This window comes from Streptomyces sp. NPDC111516 (assembly GCF_055635345.1).
In genome coordinates this window covers 260,348-280,885 of sequence record NZ_JBVKBV010000002.1, presented here as the reverse complement: position 1 = coordinate 280,885, position 20,538 = coordinate 260,348, and the positions used below count along the sequence as shown (strand labels likewise).

Sequence of the window (20,538 nt, the reverse complement as noted above, 5' to 3'; positions counted from 1 at the left end):
CCCGTCCGGCGTTTCACGGCTTAACCTCGTCCCATGAGTCGGCCGCACACCTTCACTCCGCCCCCCTGCGCCCAAGCCCACCAGCTCCGCACCGCGCGCGGGGACTTCGCCGTACTGGACGCCTCGCCGAGCACCGTGTCGCGTGGCACCGCCCTCCTGCTACCCGGGTACACAGGCAGCAAGGAGGACTTCATCGCACTCCTCGAACCACTCTCGGCGGCCGGGTACCGCACCGTCGCCGTGGACGGTCGCGGGCAGTACGAAACCGATGGGACGGACCGTCAGGAGACTTACGCACAGGGCGAGTTGGCCCGCGACGTGCTCGCGCAGGCCGCCGCACTCGGCGCCCCCGACGACGGCACCGTACATCTGGTCGGGCACTCGCTCGGCGGGCAGATCGCCCGCGCCGCCGTGCTGCTCGACGCCGCACCGTTCCGTTCACTGACCCTCATGTCGTCCGGACCCGCCCAGGTCGCCGAGGCCCAGCAGCTCAAGGTGAAGGTGCTCAGCGATGCGCTCACGGCGCTGACCATGGCCGAGGTGTGGGAGGCGATGCGCGCGCTCGACCCGCCCGAGGAAGCGGCGACCGACGGCGAGGCCCTGCGCCGGCGCTGGCTGCGCCACCGGCCCGCCCAGCTGATCGCCACCGGCCGCCAGTTGGCGACCGAGCCGGACCGGGTGGCCGAACTCGCCGCCGTACCACTTCCGGTCCATGTGCTCTCCGGCGAACGCGACGACACCTGGCCGGTACCGCTCCTCGACGAGATGGCACAGCGGCTGGGTGCGCGCCGTACCCGGATCGCGGGCGCCGAGCACTCCCCCAACACGGACCGCCCCGGGGAGACGGCGGCCGCGCTCGTCGCCTTCTGGAACAGCCTGTAGCCGACAAGCGCGAGCGGGCTCAGTACTGCGCCTGGAGGTGCTGCCAGAAGCCGTCGCGCAGGGCCCGCCGCAGATGCGCGTGGCCGCGCAGCGAGTGCTGCAACAGCCGCTCGGCCTCGACCAGCAGGTCCTGGTCGACCGAGCCCGGCAGGTACGGATGTCCGGGCAGCAGATCGGCGAGGGAGTCCCGGCCCCGGGCGGCCAGCCAGGCCGCGGCGATCTGCGCACCGACGAAGCGGACATCTTCGCGCGAGGGCGCGGGGGTGTCCTCCTCGTAGGTGGTGACGGGGCGTCTGGTGACATACGGGCGGCAGAAGTCCAGGTCGAAGGTGCGCTGGCTGTCGACCTCCCAGAGCAGCGGTTCGGCCTGGTTGCGCCCCTCCCCCGCCTCGATGCCCCACAGGTGAACCCGGGCCCCGTACCCCTGCGCCGCCTCGACCGCGGACACCAGGTCCTCGTCGCCGCCGACCAGTGCCGCGTCGCTGATGGCGCGGTGCCGGGCGAGCGATTCGAGGTCGGTGCGGATCAGCGAATCGACGCCCTTCTGCTGGTTGTTGGCATTGAGGTTGCCGAGTCTGACCTTGACGTCGGGGAGTTCGGCGATGGACTGCTGCTCGACGGTATGGATGCGCCGCCTGGCTCCGTCGTACCAGTAGACGCGCAGCAGCCTGCTGTCCGCGAAGATCGTGCGGGCCTTGTCGATGAAGGCCTCGATCAGTCCCTCCGCGTCGAGGTCGAAGGAGCGGCGGTCCTCGGTGCCGGTGACGAGCAGTCCGGCCGCGGCGTACACATAGCCCGCGTCCACGAAGATCGCATGGGTCGAGGGCGTCTTCGACACCTCGGCGAGCACGCGCTGGAGCAGCTCGTTGGTGCGGTCCAGGCGCTCGCGGATCTCTGCCTCGTTCATTCGGGCCTCGTCGTAGGCCTCATCGTGGACCTCGTCGGCGCATGCTCGGTGAGCTGATACTTAGACATCCAAAAAATTTCCTTAGCGTAGGGAATGTTTGCGGTTGGCAAGCCGTTGTACATCTCGTGGAGCGCAGGACAGCGGTGTCGGGCGCTCTCGTCCTTGTGGACGGGTCACCCGTCCTCCCAGTAGTTCTCCAGCAGGAGGATCAGACGAAGGGAAGCCTTGTGCGCTTCGAGATCATGCGACTCGACGATGTCGACGGTACCGCCGTGGACAGCACCGTCGTGGACGCCGCCTCCGTCAACCGGATCGTGCAGCAGGCCGCAGCCATAGGCCAGCGCATCTATATCCGCCCGGCCGAAACCTCGGCTTCGTAACGCATAACGACGCTCAAAGACGAAGCGCCCCCGCACGGAATTCTTCCGTACGGGGGCGCTGTGATGTCCGCGAGCGCCGTCAGGTGTTCTGGATGACCTGGGTGACGCCGTTGATGATCTGCTGTACGGCGATGGCGGAGAGCATCATTCCGGCGAGCCTGGTCACCAGTACCACACCGCCGTCCTTGATGACCCGGATGATCAGCAGCGAGTAGCGCATGGCCAGCCAGAGCACGATGTGCATGGCGATGATCGCCGTCCAGACCGCGAGCTGGCTTCCCACGCTGTCGGCATGCTGCACCGCGAGGATCACCGACACGATCGCACCGGGCCCGGCGAGCAGCGGCATGCCGAGCGGTACGAGCGCCACATTGACGTCCTTCGTCTGCGTCGGCTCGTCGGTCTTGCCGGTGAGCAGATCGAGCGCGATCAGCAGCAGCAGGAGTCCGCCCGCGATCATCAGGGCGGGCACGGAGACATGCAGATAGTCGAGGATCTGCTGGCCGAGCACGCCGAAGACGGCGATCACACCGAAGGCGACGGCCACGGCCTGCAGCGCCATCCTGCGCTGCATCTTGGCGGGTCGGCCGGCGGTGAGGGCGAGAAAGATCGGGGTGATCCCGGGCGGATCCATAATCACAAAAAGCGTGAGAAAAAGGGATCCGAAGACAGCGACGTCGAACACAGTGAGCCTTGCGAGAAGAGAGCGGGTTACGGCCTGAAGGAGCGCGCCCCGAAGCCATGACGGCGGCCTGACGGCCGGGTGCGCGGAAGTGGAACGTGGAGGTGGGGGCGCGGGACGCGCGGATGGAACGGGTGGTGCTACGCGGTCCGACCGCGGGGCGGGGCGGTCCAGGGCCTCACGCCCCGGCCCCGACGCGGACCTACGCGTGCGTGGTCATGTGTGCGTGGTCACGCCTGCGTCGTCGTTACACGGGGCAGGATCCACCGGCGCCCGGCACCGGGAAGGCTCCCGTGGCGCGCCGGGTGATCTCGCCGTAGATCTCGGGGTCGGTGGTGTACTCGCCGAGCCCGACGGTCTTGTGGCTGCCGTGGTAGTCGCTGGACCCGGTCGTCAGCAACCCCAGCTCCCGGGCGAGCCCGCGCAGCCTGGCCCTGGTCACCTCGTCATGGTCCATGTGGTCCACCTCGATGCCGTCGAGGCCCGCGGCGGCGAGCCGGGCGATCGACGACTCCGGCACCACCTCACCGCGCTTGACGGCGAGCGGGTGGGCGAAGACGGTGACGCCACCGGCGGCCTTGACCAGCCGGATCGCGTCGAAGGGGTCGAGTTCGTGCTTCTCGGCGTACGCGCGTCCGCCGTTGGCGAGCCATGCGGGCGTGAAGGCATCGGACACCGTCCCGACGACGCCGAGCTCGACGAGCGCGGCGGCGATGTGCGGCCGGCCGACCGATCCGTCCCCGGCGATCCTCGCGACCTGCTCCCACTCGATCGGAACGCCGAGCGCCCGGAGCTTGCCCACCATCGTCCGGGCGCGCGGCACCCGGTCGTCCCGTACCAGCTCGCGTTCGCGGGCCAGCTCGGGCTCGTAGGGGTCGAAGAGGTACGCCAGCATGTGCAGGCTCACACCGTCGATCCGGCAGGAGAGCTCCGCGCCGGTGACGAGGGTGAGCCCCTCGGGTAGTGCGGCGATCGCCTCGGCGTGCCCGCGCACGGTGTCGTGATCGGTGAGGGCGACGACGTCGAGGCCCTCGGCCGCGGCCTTGCGCACCAGCTCGGCGGGGCTGTCCGTGCCGTCCGAAGCGGTGGAGTGGGTGTGCAGGTCGATGCGCACGACGCGTACTCCAGTGCTCGGGGCCGGACAGGGGGGACGTTCCAGGATAACCGGCATTCGAGCGGTACCCGGACGGGCCCGATGACCCTCGGCGCCAGGTCCCGCGCAGCGCCCCGATCCGGTCGGTCTCAGTTGATCAGGCGCGGGGTGAGCGCCCCGCACGGCACCAGGTCCATCTCTCCCCCGGCCTCGCGCAGATCGGCGAGCACCAGCTCGTCGTACATCAGGAGTCCGGACTGCTCGGGCCAGACGATCGCCCAGAGCCACAGCCCGCGCGCCTCACCCGCGAAGACCGCACGGTCCTCCGGCGCCCCCTTGACGTGCCAGAGCGGGGTAGGGCGTCCGGCGGCGAGCATCTTGACGTCCGGCGGGCCGTCGACGTCCAGATGCGGGCCGGGGTCGGGGCCGTCGATGCCCGCGTAGCGCGCCCCGAGTCCGACGCCGAGTTCCTCGGTGACGAGCAGCAGCTCGCCGATGCCGCCGACCGGACCGGGACCGGAGCAGGCGACGACGGTGGCGCGACCGCCGCTGCGGTCGTCACCCGCGCTCGCCACACCGGTGAACAGCCAGCCCACCGGCAGCGGCCAGGGCATCCACACCGGCACCTCGGCCCGGCGCACCACCGCCCCCAGCGCCTCGACGCTGGGCGGGATGGCCGGCTGCAACGGTTGCACGCTGCCGTGCACGGAGCACTGCCAGGTGTCGGCAAAGAGACCGGGCGCCCTCACCCGGCCTCCACACTTCGGGCAACTGGGTTCGCCCCTCATAGCGACCAACGGTCCTCCTCGACCGTCGCCGCGTCAAGGATGATCACCCGTCCGCAGTGTGGCCCCCACCTGCCCATTTAGATGTAACTTGCATTCATTAGACCCTCTAACTTATTCTGTGTACACCGCAACGATCTAGTGGAGAGCGAGAAGCGCATGCAAGGAGAGGATCCGTTCGATCAGGGAGCGGGCAGCATCCTGCGCCAGCCGAAGGCCGTCTGGGCCACGGCGGGCGCCTCTGTTGTCGCGTTCATGGGAATCGGTCTGGTGGACCCGATTCTGCCGTCCATCGCCAAGGGCCTGGAGGCGACGCCGAGCCAGGTGTCGCTGCTCTTCACCTCGTACTTCCTGATCACCGCCGTCGCGATGCTCGTCACCGGCTTCGTGTCCAGCCGGATCGGCGGCCGCAAGACGCTGCTGACCGGCCTCGCGCTCGTCGTCGTCTTCGCCGCGCTCTCCGGCACCTCGTCGTCCGTCGCCGAACTCGTCGGCTTCCGGGCCGGCTGGGGTCTGGGCAACGCGCTCTTCGTATCGACCGCACTCGCCGTGATCGTCGGTGCGGCGGCCGGTGGCAGCGCGGCGGCGATCCTGCTGTACGAGTCGGCGCTCGGCCTCGGCATGGCCTGCGGACCGCTGCTCGGCGCCCTGCTCGGCGACGCCAGCTGGCGCTACCCGTTCTTCGGCACGGCCGCGCTGATGGCGATCGGCTTCATCTGCATCACGCTGTTCCTGAAGGAACAGCCCAAGCCCGCCAAGAAGACCTCGCTGCTCGACCCGATCAAGGCGCTCGGCCACGGTGGCCTGGCCTCCGTCGCGACATCGGCGTTCTTCTACAACTACGCGTTCTTCACGATCCTGGCGTTCACGCCGTTCGTGCTGAACATGACGCCGTACAAGTCGGGCGCGGTCTTCTTCGCCTGGGGCCTGCTGCTCGCGGTCTTCTCGGTGCTCGTCGCCCCGCGGCTGCAGAAGCGCTTCGGATCGCTGAAGGTGCTCGGCGCCTCGCTGGTGCTGCTCGCCGCCGACCTGGTGATCCTGGGATACGGCAACCACACCGCCGCCATCATCTGCACGATCGTCTCCGGCGCCTTCATCGGCATGAACAACACCGTCTACACGGAGCTGGCGCTCGGGGTGTCGGACGCGCCGCGCCCGGTGGCGAGTGCCGGCTACAACTTCGTCCGCTGGTTCGCCGCCGCCGCCGCTCCGTACCTCGCCCCGAAGATCGAGGAGTGGAGCAACATCCACATCCCGTTCGTGGTCGCCGCGATCGCGGCCGTGGTCGGTGCGGTCGTCGTCTGGATCCGGCGTACGGCGCTGAGCCACGAGGCGGAGGAGCTGCAGCCGAAGCACGCCACCGAGGACGGTGTCACCGTCTTCGCCAACTGACCACCGCCCCAACCCGGTTCTGCCCCGCCCGCGGCTCCCCCTCCTGGCCGCGCGGCGGGGCTTCCCGTATGCCCGACCCGCGATGAGGTGCGTCTCAGAGCCTGTCGGGTGACCTTCGATCGGAGAGCGGACGTCACCCGACAGGCTCTCAGTCCAGGTCCACGGAGCCGCGCAGCGGATCTCGCAGATCCGTGCCGTGCGACAGCCACCGCTCCTGGAGCTCCTGCGCGCCCCGGACCCGCTTCCACGCGGCCTCGTTGCGCGTCATCGGCAGCAGCGGCAGGAACCGCACCGGCTCCATGGGCCCGCCCGTCTCCCGGCCACCGCCGCTCACGGAGCCGCTGCGCGGCGCAGGCTCATTCAGCTCCAGGTCCTCGACCAGTCCGCCCGGCTCGGCGACCAGTACGGAGCTGAACGGAGCCCCGGGCCACAGCGGTTCGCCCACCTCCAGCGAGGCGCCGGGGGCCACGATCACCCCCTCGACCTGCGGGGAGGCCGCCAGCACGGCCAGCGGGCGCAGCACCTTGTCGGTGTCCGCGAGTCCGGCGCGCAAGGAGAGGATCAGCTCGGCGCGCGGCCCCTTCACCGGGTCCGCGAGGGTCGCGGTCGGGTCGGCCATCGGCTGTGCGGACATGCCGAGCGTGGCGTAGCGCACCACGTCACCATCGACGAAGCGGAGCACCTCGATGCGGTCCGTTCCGAGGAACGTCACCGCCGCGCGCGCGTCGGGTTCACCGAGGGCCGTGAGCAGCCGGGCCTCGACCAGAGCAAGAATTTCTCCCATCCCGCGAGCATAGGACGCGTATGGAACGGGCAAAGTAAGGGATTGGCCCTCAGTCGGCTGATAGTCTTGGCCGCTGGTCGGGGCAGCACGCAGAAGCGTCGCTCTCAGCCCCGACGACACGTCATCCCCCACGGGGGACCGGCTGGAGGAGGTGGGGCTGCCATGGATCGAAGTCGACCGTGCAGTACCAACCGCTCTTCCGTATCTCACCTCTCTTCGGTGATCTGAAGCCTTCTCGGTCAAGGCCCAAGGCATTGCGCACGGCGGAAGAGCACCCCCCCCCCTTTGCCTGTCTGTAGCGAATTTGCCTGTCTGTAGCGAACGCCGTCATCGTGCCGCTGCGGTGCCGCCCGCTTTGCGGACGTGAGCACACGTCCCCATTCCGGGCTGTTCCACGTGCCCGACGACGGCCCTCCGTGAAGGAGCCAGCCATGTCGATGATCCGCGACCTGCGCGCCGCCGTGCGCCCGTCCCTGCGCAAGAGCAACGCCCTGCACAACAGTTACGACACCACCCGTGACCCGTCCGCCTCCAGCGCGGTAGTCGACTGCGCGGTCTACCGCGACGGACGGCGCGTGGAGAGCGGCTCCTGCCGCACGCCGCACGAGGCGATGCTCGAGGTGCGGGAGGAGGGCGGCTTCGCCTGGATCGGCCTGCACGAGCCGACCGAGGAGGAATTCGCCGGTATCGCCCGGGAGTTCGGTCTCCACCCGCTCGCCGTCGAGGACGCCGTCCACGCCCACCAGCGGCCGAAGCTGGAGCGGTACGACGACACGCTGTTCACCGTCTTCAAGACCATCCACTACGTCGAGCACGCCGAACTCACCGCGACCAGCGAGGTCGTGGAGACCGGCGAGGTGATGTGCTTCACCGGCCGGGACTTCGTCATCACCGTGCGGCACGGCGGCCACGGCTCGCTGCGCGCGCTGCGGCACCGGCTGCAGGACGACCCCGAGCTGCTGGCCAAGGGGCCCTCCGCGGTGCTGCACTCCATCGCCGACCATGTGGTCGACGGTTACATCGCGGTGGCGGGCGCCGTCCAGGACGACATCGACGAGGTGGAGATCGAGGTCTTCTCCACTCCCGCGAAGGGCAGCCCGCGCGGCTCGGACGCGGGCCGGATCTACCAGCTCAAGCGTGAGGTCCTGGAGTTCAAGCGGGCCGTATCACCGCTGCTGCGGCCGATGCAGCTGCTGAGCGAGCGGCCGATGCGACTGATCGACCCCGACATCCAGAAGTACTTCCGTGACGTCGCCGACCACCTGGCGCGGGTGCACGAAGAGGTCATCGGCTTCGACGAACTGCTGAACTCGATCCTCCAGGCCAACCTGGCGCAGGCGACCGTCGCGCAGAACGAGGACATGCGCAAGATCACGTCCTGGGCGGCCATCGTCGCCGTACCGACGATGATCTGCGGCGTCTACGGCATGAACTTCAAGCACATGCCCGAGCTGGGCTGGCGGTACGGCTACCCGATGGTGTTGGGCGTCATCGGAGTGGTCTGCTTCTCCATCCACCGCACGCTCAAGCGCAACGGCTGGCTCTAATAGAGTTCAGGTATGACTGCTGCTGCCGCTGACGTGCCGCTGGGCCGGGCCCTGGTCGAGGAGGCCACGAAGAAGTCCGGCCTCATCTGGGTGCGGGGTGCCGGCCCCGCGCGGGCCCTGTGGCACGTATGGCACGAGGGCGCGGCGCATCTGGTCGGCGACGGCCCCGGTGAGCAGCCGCTGCCGGCCGGTCTCGCCGACGGGTCCGCCGCCGAGGTGACCGTGCGCAGCAAGGACAAGGGGGGCCGGCTGATCGCCTGGACGGCTGCCGTGTCGGAGCTCGCGCCGCACTCCGAGGAGTGGGAGGCCGCGGTCGCCGAGCTCAAGGGCAAGCGGCTGAACGCGCCGGACGCCGAGCAGATGACGGAGCGGTGGGCGCGCGAGTGCCGGGTGCTGCGGCTGACCCCCGGCGAATTCCGTACGGAGCTGCCGGACGGCTCACTGGCGGCACCGCCGCTCCCGACATCCGCGACCACACGGCGGCCGGTGCCGGCCGGGCTGCCGCGACTGCTGAAGCGGGGCCGCAAGGGCTGACGGGGCGAAACCTGCCGCCCGCGATCCGCCGGGCGACGCCCCGGGCCGTGCGGTCCGCGGCTCGTGCGGGCTGCTCTCAGGAGGACGTCTTGGGCAGCTGTTGTCCGTAGTCGACCGTGTCGCCCTTCGCCGGGGCCTCCAGCGGGAACTCCCTGCCCCAGTCCGACAGCGTCACGATCCCGCCGCCGCCGCCGCGCGCGAAGCGCAGGGGATACGGTGTGCCCTCCAGCGAGACGTCGAGCGTGCCGCCCTCGCCCTTGCCGCCCGTGATCTGCACGGTCCGGGTCGCTCCGACCTTCTCCCGGTCGCCCTTGTTGAGGGTGCCGTGCAGGGCGAGCAGCCCGTCGAGCAGGGTCTTCTTGTCCGTGAAGCCGCGCAGCTGCTTGTACGTGGGGTCGTCCTCGGGCACCTTCACGTACTTGTCCTCGAGCTTGTCCGCGGCCGCTCCGCCCGCGTCGCTGTCGGCCTCGGACTTCTCGCCGGACGTCTCGTCGTGGCTCCAGAACCCGGCGTCCGCCTTCAGATAGAGCTCGTCACCGATGCGCAGCAGCTCGAAGGTGCTGTCCTTCGAGGTGACGGAGCCGGTGCCGCCCTTCTCCCTGAGCTGCATATTGAGCTTGTACGTGCCGCCCTTGCTGACCAGCGTCCCGGCCAGGTGGACCGCGTCGGCAGAGGCTGCGGCGGCCTGCGCCTTCTTCTCGATCTCCGTGGCGGCGAGCTTGCCGACGCCGTTGGTCCCCTGGTCCGGATCCTCGCCTCCGCACGCCGTGAGGGTGGCGGTCAGCCCCGCGCAGAGCACAACGGCGAGGGCGGTCCGGCGGCGACGGAACCGGACGGGCGGGGCGGAAGAGGTCACGGGCGCACTGCCTCTCGTCTGCGGGGCGGGGGTGGCAGACGGCAGCGTACCTGTGCCGTGCACGCCGTCCGGCAGAGAGCCGTACGGACGGGTCCACCGGGGCAGCCCGGAGCGGTACGGGCTAGCCTGATCCCGTCATAACGGTTAATTAGCTGTCAAACGGACCGGACAGAAAAGTCGTACCCGGAAGAAGGAGGCGCACCATGGCTGCAGGCGCCCCCCGGGTCTTCGTCTCGCATCTCGCCGGCGCCCCGGTCTTCGACCCCAACGGCGATCAGGTGGGCCGCCTCCGCGACCTGGTGGCAATGTTGCGGGTCGGCGGCCGGCCGCCCCGGCTGCTCGGCCTGGTCGTCGAAGTGCTCAGCCGCCGCCGGATCTTCCTCCCGATCACCCGGGTCACGGGGATCGAGTCCGGTCAGGTCATCACCACCGGTGTGGTCAACATGAGGCGCTTCGAACAGCGGCCGACCGAACGCCTGGTGCTCGGCGAGTTCCTCGACCGGCGCGTACGCCTCGTGGAGACCGGCGAGGAGGTCACCGTCCTCGATGTCGCCATCCAGCAGCTCCCGGCCCGCCGCGACTGGGAGATCGACAAGTACTTTGTACGCAGGGGCAAGGGCGGTGCGCTCCGGCGCAAGGGCGAGACGCTGACGGTGGAGTGGTCGGCGGTCAGCGGGTTCTCGCTGGAGGAGGGCGGGCAGGGCGCCGAGTCCCTGGTCGCCACGTTCGAGCGGCTGCGCCCGACGGACGTGGCCAACGCGCTGCACCATCTGTCGCCGAAGCGGCGGGCCGAGGTCGCCGCCGCGCTCGACGACGACCGGCTCGCCGATGTCCTGGAGGAGCTCCCCGAGGACGACCAGGTGGAGATCATCGGCAAGCTCAAGGAGGAGCGCGCCGCCGATGTCCTGGAGGCCATGGACCCGGACGACGCCGCCGATCTGCTGTCCGGACTCCCCGAGGAGGACAAGGAGCGGCTGCTGACGCTGATGCGGCCGGACGACGCGGCGGATGTGCGGCGCCTCATGTCGTACGAGGAACGGACCGCGGGCGGTCTGATGACCACCGAGCCGATCATTCTGCGGCCGGACGCGACGGTCGCCGACGCGCTCGCGCGGGTCCGGCAGGCGGACCTGTCCCCGGCGCTCGCCGCCCAGGTGTACGTGTGCCGCTCCCCCGACGAGACACCGACCGGCAAGTACCTGGGCACCGTGCACTTCCAGCGACTGCTGCGGGATCCGCCGTACGCCCTGGTCAGCTCGATCGTCGACAGCGATCTCGTCCCCCTCACACCGGACACTCCGCTGCCGGACGTGACGAGCTATCTGGCCGCGTACAACCTGGTATCCGTGCCGGTCGTGGACGAGAGCGGATCACTGCTCGGCGCGGTGACCGTCGACGACGTGCTCGACCACCTGCTGCCCGAGGACTGGCGGGAGACCGACTTCCACGGTGAGGAGGAGATCGCGCGTGGCCGGTGAGGACCGCTCGAAGGGGGCGCCGGCGGGTGCCTCGGGCATCGCACGCCCGCCCCGTTACCGGCTGGACCAGCCGAAGGCCCCGCGGCGGCGGCTGCTGCCCCATTACGACCCCGAGTCGTTCGGTCGGCTCTCCGAGCGGATCGCCCGGTTCCTGGGCACCTGGCGCTTCATCCTCTGGATGACACTGTTCATCATCACCTGGCTGGCGTGGAACATCTCCGCGCCCGTGGGGTGGCGGTTCGACGGGTACCCGTTCATCTTCCTGACGCTGATGCTGTCGCTCCAGGCCTCGTACGCGGCCCCGCTCATCCTGCTCGCGCAGAACCGGCAGGCCGACCGCGACCGGGTCACCTACGAGCAGGACCGCAAGCAGAACGAGCGCTCCATCGCGGACACCGAGTACCTCACCCGGGAGATCGCGTCGCTGCGAATGGGTCTCGGCGAGGTCGCCACTCGCGACTGGATCCGCTCCGAACTGGAGGACCTCGCGAGGGACCTGCACGACCGGCGGGCCCTGTACCCGCCCGAGAGTGACGAAGACCGCTGACGGGTGCTACTCGCGCGTAGCACCAGGCGCCGTAACGCCCTCCCGCCGCCCGCCACCACCCTTGCAACGAGCGCTGCGCGCACCCGTACTATCGACAGTATGGCTACCGAAGACGCGGTGCGCGAAGCACTGGCGACAGTGAACGACCCCGAGATCCACCGTCCGATCACCGAACTCGGCATGGTGAAGTCGGTCGAGATCGACGCTGACGGTGCAGTCGCTGTCACGGTCTATCTCACGGTCTCCGGCTGCCCGATGCGCGAGACGATCACCAAGAACGTGACCGAAGCGGTGGCGAAGGTCGAAGGCGTCAGCCGCGTCGACGTCACGCTCGACGTGATGAGCGACGAACAGCGCAAGGAGCTCACGTCGTCGCTGCGCGGCGGTACGGCGGAGCGCGAGGTGCCGTTCGCCAAGCCCGGCTCGCTGACCCGGGTGTACGCGGTGGCGTCCGGCAAGGGCGGCGTCGGCAAGTCGTCGGTGACGGTGAACCTGGCGGCCGCGATGGCGGCCGACGGCCTCAAGGTCGGTGTCGTGGACGCGGACATCTATGGGCACAGCGTGCCCCGGATGCTCGGCGCGGACGGCAAGCCGACCCAGGTCGAGAACATGATCATGCCGCCGTCGGCGCACGGCGTGAAGGTCATCTCCATCGGCATGTTCACCCCGGGCAACACCCCGGTGGTGTGGCGCGGACCGATGCTGCACCGAGCGCTGCAGCAGTTCCTCGCCGATGTGTACTGGGGCGATCTGGATGTCCTGCTGCTCGACCTGCCCCCGGGCACCGGTGACATCGCGATCTCGGTGGCGCAGCTTGTACCGAACGCCGAGATCCTGGTCGTCACGACCCCGCAGCAGGCGGCGGCCGAGGTGGCCGAGCGGGCCGGTGCGATCGCCGTGCAGACCCACCAGAAGATCGTCGGCGTCGTCGAGAACATGTCGGGCCTGCCGTGCCCGCACTGCGACGAGATGGTCGACGTGTTCGGTACCGGTGGTGGCAAGAAGGTCGCCGAGGGCCTGACGAGGACGGTCGGCGCGGAGGTGCCGGTGCTCGGCTCCATCCCGATCGACGTACGGCTGCGCGAGGGCGGCGACGAGGGCAAGCCGGTCGTCCTGTCCGACCCCGACTCCCCGGCCGGCAAGGCGCTGCGCACCATCGCGGACAAGCTGGGGGGCCGTCAGCGCGGCCTGTCGGGCATGTCGCTGGGAATCACCCCGCGCAACAAGTTCTGAGGCGGGGACTGCTCTCGATCGCCGGACGGGCGTGACGTGTCGGGCTCGTCCGGCGCAACCGGGCCCGGTCGGCGATCGAGGTCGCCTTCAAGCCCGGTCGGCGACCGAGGTCGACGCGGCAACCAGCCTCGGCCGGTCACCGCCGTCCCCCTCGGCTACGCGTACGTCGCGATGTCGCCGACGACAGAGAACCCCAGCCCGTACGCGCTCATCCCCCGCCCGTACGCCCCGATGTGCACCCCGCCGTCCGCCGACCCCGCCAACACCCAGCCGAACTCGGACTCGCGGTAGTGGAACGGCACGGGGACGCCGTCCACGGGCAGTGACAGCGCCGACCACGCGGGGCCGTCCAGATCGTCGGCGAGTTCGAACGCCGTCTCCGTCTGCTGGTCCAGCCAGTCGTCGCGCAGCGAGTGGTCCAACTGCGGGGGCCATGTACAGGCGAGCAGACCGGACCCGGCCAGCCAGGCCGCCGAGGAGACCGTGATCGCGTCCAGCACCCCCGTACCGTCACCGCTGCGCCGCACCGGACTGCTGCCCACCGTCACGACGACGGCGAATCGTTGCTTCTCGGTCCCCGCGTCGGCCCGTACCGACGGCTCGTCACCGTGCCCGAGGGAACCGTGCTGCACGGTGCCGTCCGCAGCAGTGCCCACCTGCATCAGCCAACGGGGTCCGGTGAAGGCCTCGTCCAGTGCGTACCAGGGAAACGGAGCTGCCAGATAACCGTCGACGACAGTCCGGGCCGCCGACACCCCTTCTGCGGCGACTGTGCCCGGCGCGTCTTCCGCGCCCACCCGACTGGTCGTCTCCATATGCCCGGCCCGCCTCCTCGATCCGTTGGGTCCGGAGCGGCCCGCCCCCCACGGGCGTCCTCACAACCGGACAGATGGAGAATAGCCATACCGCCCGGACGACTCGGGATTGACTGCCCTCAGGTGGCGTCTGCGTCGAACGGCGGGTGGTCGTCCTTCGCGGGCTGTGCACCCTTCTTCAGCAGGTCCGGAGTACCGCCGGAGCCGTTGGCGGCAGTGATCGCCGAGCCGCTCGACACGCCGCCGCCGGAGTCCGCGGACTCCACGGCCGCGCTCTCCCGGCCGTTCACCGCGTCGGTGACCTCGGCCAGGTCCTTGCGCAGATCGAAGCTCTCGCGGATCTCCTTCAACCCCAGATCGTCGTTGCCGTCCATGAGCTGCTTGCGGACGAACGTCTTGGGGTTGAGGTCCTCGAACTCGAAGTCCTTGAACTCCGGACCGAGCTCCGTACGGATGTCCTCCTTGGCGCTCTCCGAGAACTCGCGGATCTTGCGGATGAAGCGCGAGGCGTCCTGGATGACCTTGGGCAGCTTGTCCGGGCCGAAGATCAGCACACCCAGGATCGCGAGCGTCACCAGCTCGAGTGCGCCTATGTCATTGAACACCCTGTTGCTCCTCGTGTTCTCCGAGACCGTGTCGGTCGAGGTCCGGACCCGGCCCACGGTACCCGTCGAAACTGTCCGCGCGGTAGCGTCCCGTGACCGTCACGTGCCGGTTGCCGACCCGAGGGTCAAAGAGATGGACAGGTCTTTACCACCTCGGGTCAGACCGAGGTCCAGCCGGTCGCCGGGCCGGTGCGCGCGGATCTTCACGATCAGCTCCTCACCGCTGTGCACCCGCTGACCGTCGACCTCGGTGATGATGTCGCCGGGCTTGATCCCGGCCTTGGCCCCGGGTCCGTCCGGAGTCACCGCGGGCTTGCCGGCCGCCCCCTGTGTGCCGACCTTGGCACCGTCCCCCGTGTACTTCATGTCGAGCGTGACGCCGATCACCGGGTGGGTGGCCTTCCCGGTGTTGATCAGCTCCTCGGCGACCCGCTTGCCCTGGTTGATCGGGATGGCGAAGCCGAGACCGATGGACCCCGCCTGCCCGCCCTCGGCGCTCGAACCGCTGTCGGCGGCACGGATGGCGCTGTTGATGCCTATGACATGGGCATCGGTGTCGACGAGCGGTCCGCCGGAGTTGCCCGGGTTGATCGGGGCATCGGTCTGCAGCGCGTCGACGTAGCTGACGTCGCTGCCGTCGCCCTTCTCGCCACCCGCGGTGATCGGCCGGTCCTTGGCGCTGATGATGCCGGAGGTCACGGTGTTGGACAGGTCGAAGGGGGCGCCGATGGCCACCACGGGGTCACCGACCCGCACATTGTCGGAGTTGCCCAGCGGCAGCGGCTTGAGGCCGGAGACGCCGGTGACCCTGACCACGGCCAGGTCGTAGCCACTGTCCTTGCCGATGACCTCGGCGCGCGCGGTCTCGCCACCGCTGAACGTCACGGTGATCTCGCCGGAGGATCCGGCCGGGGCGACGACGTGGTTGTTGGTGAGGATGTGGCCGGAGTTGTCCAGCACGAAGCCGGTACCGGTGCCGGATTCCGTGGTGCCGCTGACATGGAGGGTGACCACGCTGGGCAGCGCGCTGGCGGCGATGCCCGCGACGCTGTCGGGGGCGCGGCCCCCGCTGTTCCGGCTGGTCTGCGGAAGCTCGACCTGAGTGAGGCCGCCGTTGCGCTCGATGTAGGCGCCGATGCCGCCGCCGATACCTCCCGCCACCAGTGCGAGCAGCACGGCGCCGATGAGGAGGGAACCGCGGCGGTTCTTCTTATGGCCGGTGTCGGCCCCGAGCGGCGGGCCGGGGTTCGTCAGCGGCTGCCGGGGCGCCCCCCAGGGGTCGTACTGGAGCCACTGCGTCGACCGGGGCTGCGGGAGCGAGGGAGAGGGCGTGGACGTAGGCATGGGTGTGAAGCCGGGGGCGGCGGGGTGGGTGGGTGCGTCGGGCGCGGTGGGGCCGGTGGGGATGCCTGCGCCATTCGTCCCGGTGTACTGCGCGGGTACGGGGGTGCCGTGCGCGGGGGTCGGGACCGGTCGCTGCACGGGTGGTGCTGGTGCCCAGGGGCCGGGTCCGCCGTAGGGCGGGGTGCTGTACTCGTCGGGCTGGTGCAGCGGCGCCGGTGGCCGCGCGGCCGGTACGGGCGCCGTGGGCTCGGGCGTAGGCGCTTCCGTCATGTCTGTCACGGCCGTCTTGTCCGTCGTATCGGCCGTGGGTGCCACGTCCTCTGCGGGGGACGGCTCGTCCGGCGCTGAGCGGGTGGTGCGTCCCGGCGCGGGCCGGCTCCACCATTTCGCCTTCGGCCCGGTGGACTTCCCGTCTTCCATGTTCTCCCCGCAACTGCCGCAACTGGCCTCTGCACGCCCCCGCAGGGGCGTCACTCCCGGAACTGCTCCCGGAATTCAACCAGGTTTGCGAATGTCTGCGCAGACCTGAGGTCAGCGCCGGGAGGAAAGCGGCAGACCACGGTCGGCGGGGGTGGGGAGGGCCGAGGCCGGCGGCGGCGCCCAGGACGGCGGCGCGGACGGGGCGGGGGGCTGCGAGGCGAGCTGCCCGAGCACCCGTGCGAAGAGCGGGGACGTGCCGGTCGGGCGTATCAGCGGTGGCGCGGACATATTGGTCAGGACCGGGACGCCGAAGGTGTTCCCCGCGAGGGTTCCGGATGCCAGGGTTCCCGGCGCGAGGGTCCCGGACGCGAGGTTTCCGGACGCAAGGTTTCCGGAGGAGAGGAGCATGGGTGCCGTGGACGGCGCCACCGGTGTGACCTCCGGCACGGACGGCGGGGCGGCGGCGATCGAGCGGTCGCCCGCCTCCGTCGCGGCGAGCGCGCCCTGACTGCCACCGTTGCGACGGCTCACCGAGCCGTTGCTCTCCCCGCGCGAAGCGGCGTCGAGCGGAGTCACCGCGTTTCCGGCGCCCGCGGCGCCGGCCGACGTGTTGGAACCCGCGCCCGTCGGCAGCGCACCGCCCAGGGCGATGGCCGCCAGCGAAACGGCGCTGGCCGCGGCGAAGGCGAATCTCCGGCCGCGCCACGGCGACCGGTCCGGCTCGCGGCCCACCTCATGGATCCGGAAGCCCGACCGGGAGGACGGCCCACCCGGCAGTACGGCGGTCGAGCCGTGCGGGGCCGGGGTGAAGCCGAAACTCCCCAGCGGTGAACTCCCCGGCGAATCGGTGCGGCTGCCGGGCTGCTGAATCACCGGGAAGAGCCCGTCGGCGAAACGCCCGGAGCCGCCGAATGGTCTTCCCTCGCTGTCGTCGTCACTCCCCGGCCCCCCGGGAAGGCCCTGCAGCCGGGCGAGGAACCCCTCGGACGGCGAAGGCGGGGCGGACTGCGCGAAGACGCTCTTCAGGCGCCGCTGTGCGGCTGCCTCGGCCTTGCACTTGGCGCAGGTCGCGAGGTGGGCGAGCACCCGCTCACGGGCGTCGTGTTTCAACTCGCCGTCGACAAGCGCGGCGAGCCGGTCCCCCAAGTGCTGCTCCGCGGGGGTCGGGCATTTGCCACTCACGCCGTTCCGCCCTCCCCTGCCAGGATCGCGCCCGCCAGCGAGCGCTGCTCGGCACGGGCCTCGGGCGAACGGTGCTGCAGCGCCTTGCGCAGGTGCGAGCGACCGCGGTGGATACGGCTGCGCACGGTGCCGAGCTTCACGCCCAGCGTCGCGGCGATCTCCTCGTACGAGAGGCCCTCGATGTCACAGAGCACGACGGCGGCACGGAATTCGGGCGCGAGGGTGTCCAGCGCCTGCTGCACGTCCGCGTCGAAGTGCGTGTCGTTGAAGACCTGCTGCGGGGACGGCTCACGGCTCGGCAGCCGCTCGGCGGCGTCGTCGCCGAGGGAGTCGAAGCGGATCCGCTGCTTACGACGGACCATGTCCAGGAACAGGTTGGTCGTGATGCGGTGCAGCCAGCCCTCGAAGGTGCCCGGCGTATAGGTGGACAGCGACCGGAACACGCGGACGAAGACCTCCTGCGTGAGGTCCTCCGCATCGTGCTGGTTGCCCGTCAGCCGGTAGGCGAGGCGGTAGACACGGCCGCTGTGCGTGCTGACGATCTCTCCCCATGAGGGCGGCGTCCACGCCTGGGAGTCCGCATCAGAGGCGAAGGTCGCGGTCAGTGCGTTGGAAGAACGGTCAGCGATGTTGGTCACGGATTTCGGCTCACCCGCCGACCTGAGGAAGCGCCACAGCACTCCTCTCCGATCCACAGGCGCAGCCGCACCTCCCCTATCGGCTCTGGTGGTGTCCAGCGGAGCCCCTACCATAGCCACCTCGCCCGTTAGCTCCGGATAAGCCTTTTTCCTGCTGGGGCCGGGGATCACCCCGGAACCTCCGGCCCATGGCCCCCGGACCCGATCCGCGGGCCGATTCCATGCGCTTTCCCCTGCCCTTGCATAACGCCCGGTCCCATCTGCGGGTTCCCGGGTGCAGCGGATACAGTCACCGTTGCGCCAACTACGGGGACAGGAGAGGGTCATTACCGCCAACCGGCAGACGAGCTGGGCGTTCGCCGACGCCTTTGTCGCCGAGGACGAAGCATTGCGCTGGGCCCGGGACCGGGCCCGGGAGGCAGGGCTTCGCTCGGTGTCGCCAGGTACCGGCGCCGCGCTGCGCTTGCTCGCTGCCACGACGGACGCCAAAGCGGTGGCCGAAATCGGCACGGGGACCGGCGTGTCCGGGCTCCACCTACTGCACGGCATGCGGCCCGACGGGGTACTGACCACGGTCGACCCCGAGCCCGAACGCCAGCAGTTCGCCCGGGAGGCGTTCCGGGCCGCGGGGTTCGCCGCCAATCGGGCCCGCTTCATTCCCGGCCGCGCCCTGGACGTACTGCCGCGGCTCGCGGACGGCGGATACGACCTCGTGTTCTGCGACGGCGACCGGCTGGAGAGCCTTGACTGTCTCGCTGAATCGTTGCGCCTGCTGCGGCCCGGCGGTCTGGTCTGCTTCGAGGGGGTCTTCGCGGACGGCCGTACGGTCGACTCCGCGGCGCAGCCCGCGGAGGTGCTGCGGCTGCGGGAGCTGCTGCGGGCGGTACGGGAGAGCCAGGAGCTGATGTCGACGCTGCTGCCGGTGGGCGACGGCTTGCTGTGTGCGGTGCGGAGGGGCTGACGCTCCCGGGAACGGGGTCGGGGGCGTGCCCCTGTCCGGGCGGCACCGGCGGTGTCCTCAACCGCCGGACGGGCTTGATCCACGGGTCCGGTTCCCCGGGCGCACCGGCTGCGGACGCATCACTGCCCCGGCACGGGCACCGTGTCGGGGCAGCGAGAAGTGTGGGCGCCTCTGCTCAGCCGACGACCTTCTTGAGGGCATCGCCGAGTGCATCGGCCTCGTCCGGAGTCAGCTCCACGACAAGCCGACCGCCGCCTTCGAGCGGAACGCGCATGACGATGCCCCGCCCCTCCTTTGTCACCTCGAGCGGGCCGTCGCCCGTCCGCGGCTTCATGGCCGCCATGCTCGTTCCCCTTCCTGAAACCAGCTCATCGCAACCGGCGGCCCCATGACAGGCGCTGTGTCACCGGCATCGAACACATTGCTTCATGGCCATTATCCCGCATCACAGACCCCGATGACCAACATCGGTCGGCATCGCTTGCGCAACGCGCTCTCTCAAAACCACCCAATTCGGCGATCGAGCTGCGATACTCCGCCCCCCGCGCCCCTCCATCGGAGCGCAATTGTTAGACGCAGGTCACATGTTCGCTCCGGCCCGAGTCGGCCATGCTTGCCTCGACAGGCATTGCCCGAGGTGCAGAGGGGACAGCGAAATGGCCGACCAGATGGCGGACAGCGTGCTCTATGAAGTGAGCGACGGACTCGCGACGATCACGATCAACCGTCCCGACGCGATGAACGCCATGAACACCGAGGCCAAGGTGGCGCTCCGTGACGCGCTGAAGTCCGCGGCGGCCGACACCGCCGTACGGGCCGTTCTGCTCACCGCGACCGGGCGCGCCTTCTGCGTCGGCCAGGATCTGAAGGAGCACGTCGGCAAGCTCGCCGAGGCCCGTGAGTCCGGCGGCGGCAATGCGCTGAGCACCGTACAGGAGCACTACAACCCGATCGTGCGCACCATCACCGAGATGCCCAAGCCGGTCGTCGCCGGGGTGAACGGTGTCGCGGCCGGTGCCGGTTTCGGGTTCGCGCTGGCCTGCGACTACCGGGTGGTCGCCGACACCGCCTCGTTCAACACGTCCTTCGCCGGGGTTGCCCTGACCGCCGACTCGGGCGTCTCCTGGACGCTGCCCCGCCTGATCGGGCAGAGTCGCGCCGCCGATCTGCTGCTCTTCCCCCGGTCGATCTCCGCGCGGGACGCGCACGATCTGGGCATCGTGAACAAGCTGGTGCCCGCCGCCGACCTGGCCGCCGAGGCCGCCGACGTGGCCCGCGCCCTGGCGTCCGGTCCCACGGTCGCATACGCCGCGCTCAAGGAGTCCCTGGCCTACGGCGCCGCTCACACACTGGGCGAGGCGCTGGAGAAGGAGGAAGAACTCCAGACGAAGGCGGGCGCGTCCGAGGACCACGCGATCGCGGTGCAGGCGTTCCTGAACAAGGAGAAGCCGAAGTACCTCGGGCGGTAGCCGC

At 70.1% G+C, this 20,538-nt stretch carries 22 protein-coding genes; 10 read left to right on the top strand and 12 right to left on the bottom strand.

Annotated features, from left to right (window positions below):
- Window positions 1-33 precede the first annotated feature (33 nt).
- A complete protein-coding gene (locus tag ACZ7L9_RS06910; protein ID WP_471413203.1) occupies window positions 34-882 on the top strand; it encodes an alpha/beta fold hydrolase in 849 nt (282 codons plus the stop codon).
- Between the two features lie 19 nt (window positions 883-901).
- On the opposite strand, the gene ACZ7L9_RS06905 is transcribed toward ACZ7L9_RS06910, so the two are convergent.
- Window positions 902-1,789, bottom strand: coding sequence for an NYN domain-containing protein (locus ACZ7L9_RS06905; RefSeq protein ID WP_389982985.1), 888 nt, complete (start codon window positions 1,787-1,789; stop codon window positions 902-904).
- Between the two features lie 227 nt (window positions 1,790-2,016).
- Between ACZ7L9_RS06905 and ACZ7L9_RS06900 the strand changes: the two genes are divergently transcribed.
- Window positions 2,017-2,169, top strand: a complete 153-nt coding sequence (locus ACZ7L9_RS06900; protein ID WP_177328023.1) for a hypothetical protein — start codon at window positions 2,017-2,019, stop codon at window positions 2,167-2,169.
- A 79-nt stretch (window positions 2,170-2,248) separates the two neighbouring features.
- Here the strand turns inward: ACZ7L9_RS06900 and ACZ7L9_RS06895 are convergent, their stop codons facing one another.
- The 3 genes from ACZ7L9_RS06895 to ACZ7L9_RS06885 all read right to left on the bottom strand — a co-directional run bounded on the left by ACZ7L9_RS06895 (window position 2,249) and on the right by ACZ7L9_RS06885 (window position 4,732).
- A complete protein-coding gene (locus tag ACZ7L9_RS06895) occupies window positions 2,249-2,854 on the bottom strand; it encodes a MarC family protein (RefSeq protein WP_471413200.1) in 606 nt (201 codons plus the stop codon).
- A 244-nt stretch (window positions 2,855-3,098) separates the two neighbouring features.
- Window positions 3,099-3,965, bottom strand: a complete 867-nt coding sequence (locus tag ACZ7L9_RS06890; RefSeq protein WP_471413198.1) for a PHP domain-containing protein — start codon at window positions 3,963-3,965, stop codon at window positions 3,099-3,101.
- A 128-nt stretch (window positions 3,966-4,093) separates the two neighbouring features.
- The gene (locus ACZ7L9_RS06885) at window positions 4,094-4,732 is read right to left on the bottom strand and encodes a DUF6758 family protein (protein ID WP_471413196.1); all 639 of its coding nucleotides are present in this window, start codon (window positions 4,730-4,732) and stop codon (window positions 4,094-4,096) included.
- A 156-nt stretch (window positions 4,733-4,888) separates the two neighbouring features.
- On the opposite strand from ACZ7L9_RS06885, the gene ACZ7L9_RS06880 reads away from it, so the two are divergent.
- Window positions 4,889-6,121 carry an MFS transporter gene (locus ACZ7L9_RS06880; RefSeq protein ID WP_471413194.1) on the top strand — a complete coding sequence of 411 codons (1,233 nt, stop codon included), beginning with the start codon at window positions 4,889-4,891 and terminating at the stop codon, window positions 6,119-6,121.
- Between the two features lie 148 nt (window positions 6,122-6,269).
- Here ACZ7L9_RS06880 and ACZ7L9_RS06875 read toward each other — a convergent pair whose 3' ends face one another.
- The gene (locus ACZ7L9_RS06875) at window positions 6,270-6,905 is read right to left on the bottom strand and encodes a suppressor of fused domain protein (protein WP_471413191.1); all 636 of its coding nucleotides are present in this window, start codon (window positions 6,903-6,905) and stop codon (window positions 6,270-6,272) included.
- A gap of 431 nt (window positions 6,906-7,336) precedes the next feature.
- Here ACZ7L9_RS06875 and ACZ7L9_RS06870 point away from each other — a divergent pair, with 431 nt between their 5' ends.
- On the top strand, window positions 7,337-8,452 hold the full coding sequence (locus tag ACZ7L9_RS06870) for a magnesium and cobalt transport protein CorA (RefSeq protein WP_471413189.1): 1,116 nt from the start codon (window positions 7,337-7,339) through the stop codon (window positions 8,450-8,452).
- A gap of 12 nt (window positions 8,453-8,464) precedes the next feature.
- On the top strand, window positions 8,465-8,986 hold the full coding sequence (locus ACZ7L9_RS06865) for a hypothetical protein (RefSeq protein ID WP_471413187.1): 522 nt from the start codon (window positions 8,465-8,467) through the stop codon (window positions 8,984-8,986).
- A 76-nt stretch (window positions 8,987-9,062) separates the two neighbouring features.
- Here ACZ7L9_RS06865 and ACZ7L9_RS06860 read toward each other — a convergent pair whose 3' ends face one another.
- Window positions 9,063-9,842 (bottom strand): hypothetical protein, encoded by a 780-nt coding sequence (locus tag ACZ7L9_RS06860; protein WP_471413185.1) that lies wholly within the window; start codon window positions 9,840-9,842, stop codon window positions 9,063-9,065.
- A 203-nt stretch (window positions 9,843-10,045) separates the two neighbouring features.
- Here ACZ7L9_RS06860 and ACZ7L9_RS06855 point away from each other — a divergent pair, with 203 nt between their 5' ends.
- The 3 genes from ACZ7L9_RS06855 (at window position 10,046) to ACZ7L9_RS06845 (ending at window position 13,100) form a co-directional block, all read left to right on the top strand.
- Window positions 10,046-11,320 (top strand): magnesium transporter MgtE N-terminal domain-containing protein, encoded by a 1,275-nt coding sequence (locus ACZ7L9_RS06855; protein WP_471413183.1) that lies wholly within the window; start codon window positions 10,046-10,048, stop codon window positions 11,318-11,320.
- Entirely contained in the window at window positions 11,310-11,867 is a 558-nt protein-coding gene (locus tag ACZ7L9_RS06850; RefSeq protein ID WP_471413181.1) for a DUF1003 domain-containing protein, read from the top strand. Before ACZ7L9_RS06855 ends, ACZ7L9_RS06850 begins: the two co-directional genes overlap by 11 nt.
- Window positions 11,868-11,966: 99 nt before the next feature.
- Complete coding sequence (locus ACZ7L9_RS06845) at window positions 11,967-13,100, top strand: Mrp/NBP35 family ATP-binding protein (RefSeq protein WP_471413179.1); 1,134 nt, start codon at window positions 11,967-11,969, stop codon at window positions 13,098-13,100.
- Window positions 13,101-13,255: 155 nt separating this feature from the next.
- Here ACZ7L9_RS06845 and ACZ7L9_RS06840 read toward each other — a convergent pair whose 3' ends face one another.
- The 5 genes from ACZ7L9_RS06840 to sigE all read right to left on the bottom strand — a co-directional run bounded on the left by ACZ7L9_RS06840 (window position 13,256) and on the right by sigE (window position 18,218).
- Window positions 13,256-13,915, bottom strand: coding sequence for a hypothetical protein (locus ACZ7L9_RS06840; protein ID WP_471413177.1), 660 nt, complete (start codon window positions 13,913-13,915; stop codon window positions 13,256-13,258).
- Window positions 13,916-14,034: 119 nt separating this feature from the next.
- Window positions 14,035-14,520, bottom strand: a complete 486-nt coding sequence (locus ACZ7L9_RS06835) for a sec-independent translocase (RefSeq protein ID WP_471413176.1) — start codon at window positions 14,518-14,520, stop codon at window positions 14,035-14,037.
- A 99-nt stretch (window positions 14,521-14,619) separates the two neighbouring features.
- Complete coding sequence (locus tag ACZ7L9_RS06830; RefSeq protein WP_471413174.1) at window positions 14,620-16,284, bottom strand: S1C family serine protease; 1,665 nt, start codon at window positions 16,282-16,284, stop codon at window positions 14,620-14,622.
- Window positions 16,285-16,395: 111 nt separating this feature from the next.
- Window positions 16,396-17,466: a zf-HC2 domain-containing protein gene (locus ACZ7L9_RS06825; protein ID WP_471413173.1), complete on the bottom strand. Its 1,071-nt coding sequence runs from the start codon at window positions 17,464-17,466 to the stop codon at window positions 16,396-16,398.
- Window positions 17,463-18,218 (bottom strand): RNA polymerase sigma factor SigE, encoded by a 756-nt coding sequence (sigE, locus tag ACZ7L9_RS06820; protein WP_471413171.1) that lies wholly within the window; start codon window positions 18,216-18,218, stop codon window positions 17,463-17,465. The genes ACZ7L9_RS06825 and sigE overlap by 4 nt, the downstream gene beginning before the upstream one ends.
- A gap of 181 nt (window positions 18,219-18,399) precedes the next feature.
- Between sigE and ACZ7L9_RS06815 the strand changes: the two genes are divergently transcribed.
- Complete coding sequence (locus ACZ7L9_RS06815; RefSeq protein WP_471413169.1) at window positions 18,400-19,065, top strand: O-methyltransferase; 666 nt, start codon at window positions 18,400-18,402, stop codon at window positions 19,063-19,065.
- A 175-nt stretch (window positions 19,066-19,240) separates the two neighbouring features.
- Here the strand turns inward: ACZ7L9_RS06815 and ACZ7L9_RS06810 are convergent, their stop codons facing one another.
- A complete protein-coding gene (locus ACZ7L9_RS06810; protein ID WP_003966491.1) occupies window positions 19,241-19,408 on the bottom strand; it encodes a DUF3117 domain-containing protein in 168 nt (55 codons plus the stop codon).
- A gap of 313 nt (window positions 19,409-19,721) precedes the next feature.
- Between ACZ7L9_RS06810 and chcB the strand changes: the two genes are divergently transcribed.
- Window positions 19,722-20,534, top strand: a complete 813-nt coding sequence (gene chcB, locus ACZ7L9_RS06805) for a 2-cyclohexenylcarbonyl CoA isomerase (protein WP_471413167.1) — start codon at window positions 19,722-19,724, stop codon at window positions 20,532-20,534.
- Window positions 20,535-20,538 lie beyond the last annotated feature (4 nt).

Coding starts and splice junctions, on each gene's coding strand:
- ACZ7L9_RS06910 (WP_471413203.1), top strand. CDS start 34: ATGAGTCGGCCGCACACCTTCACTCCGCCCCCCTGCGCCCAAGCCCAC.
- ACZ7L9_RS06810 (WP_003966491.1), bottom strand. CDS start 19,408: ATGGCGGCCATGAAGCCGCGGACGGGCGACGGCCCGCTCGAGGTGACA.
- ACZ7L9_RS06880 (WP_471413194.1), top strand. CDS start 4,889: ATGCAAGGAGAGGATCCGTTCGATCAGGGAGCGGGCAGCATCCTGCGC.
- sigE (WP_471413171.1), bottom strand. CDS start 18,218: ATGGTAGGGGCTCCGCTGGACACCACCAGAGCCGATAGGGGAGGTGCG.
- ACZ7L9_RS06855 (WP_471413183.1), top strand. CDS start 10,046: ATGGCTGCAGGCGCCCCCCGGGTCTTCGTCTCGCATCTCGCCGGCGCC.
- ACZ7L9_RS06870 (WP_471413189.1), top strand. CDS start 7,337: ATGTCGATGATCCGCGACCTGCGCGCCGCCGTGCGCCCGTCCCTGCGC.
- chcB (WP_471413167.1), top strand. CDS start 19,722: ATGGCCGACCAGATGGCGGACAGCGTGCTCTATGAAGTGAGCGACGGA.
- ACZ7L9_RS06885 (WP_471413196.1), bottom strand. CDS start 4,732: ATGAGGGGCGAACCCAGTTGCCCGAAGTGTGGAGGCCGGGTGAGGGCG.
- ACZ7L9_RS06840 (WP_471413177.1), bottom strand. CDS start 13,915: ATGGAGACGACCAGTCGGGTGGGCGCGGAAGACGCGCCGGGCACAGTC.
- ACZ7L9_RS06830 (WP_471413174.1), bottom strand. CDS start 16,284: ATGGAAGACGGGAAGTCCACCGGGCCGAAGGCGAAATGGTGGAGCCGG.
- ACZ7L9_RS06905 (WP_389982985.1), bottom strand. CDS start 1,789: ATGAACGAGGCAGAGATCCGCGAGCGCCTGGACCGCACCAACGAGCTG.
- ACZ7L9_RS06875 (WP_471413191.1), bottom strand. CDS start 6,905: ATGGGAGAAATTCTTGCTCTGGTCGAGGCCCGGCTGCTCACGGCCCTC.
- ACZ7L9_RS06865 (WP_471413187.1), top strand. CDS start 8,465: ATGACTGCTGCTGCCGCTGACGTGCCGCTGGGCCGGGCCCTGGTCGAG.
- ACZ7L9_RS06845 (WP_471413179.1), top strand. CDS start 11,967: ATGGCTACCGAAGACGCGGTGCGCGAAGCACTGGCGACAGTGAACGAC.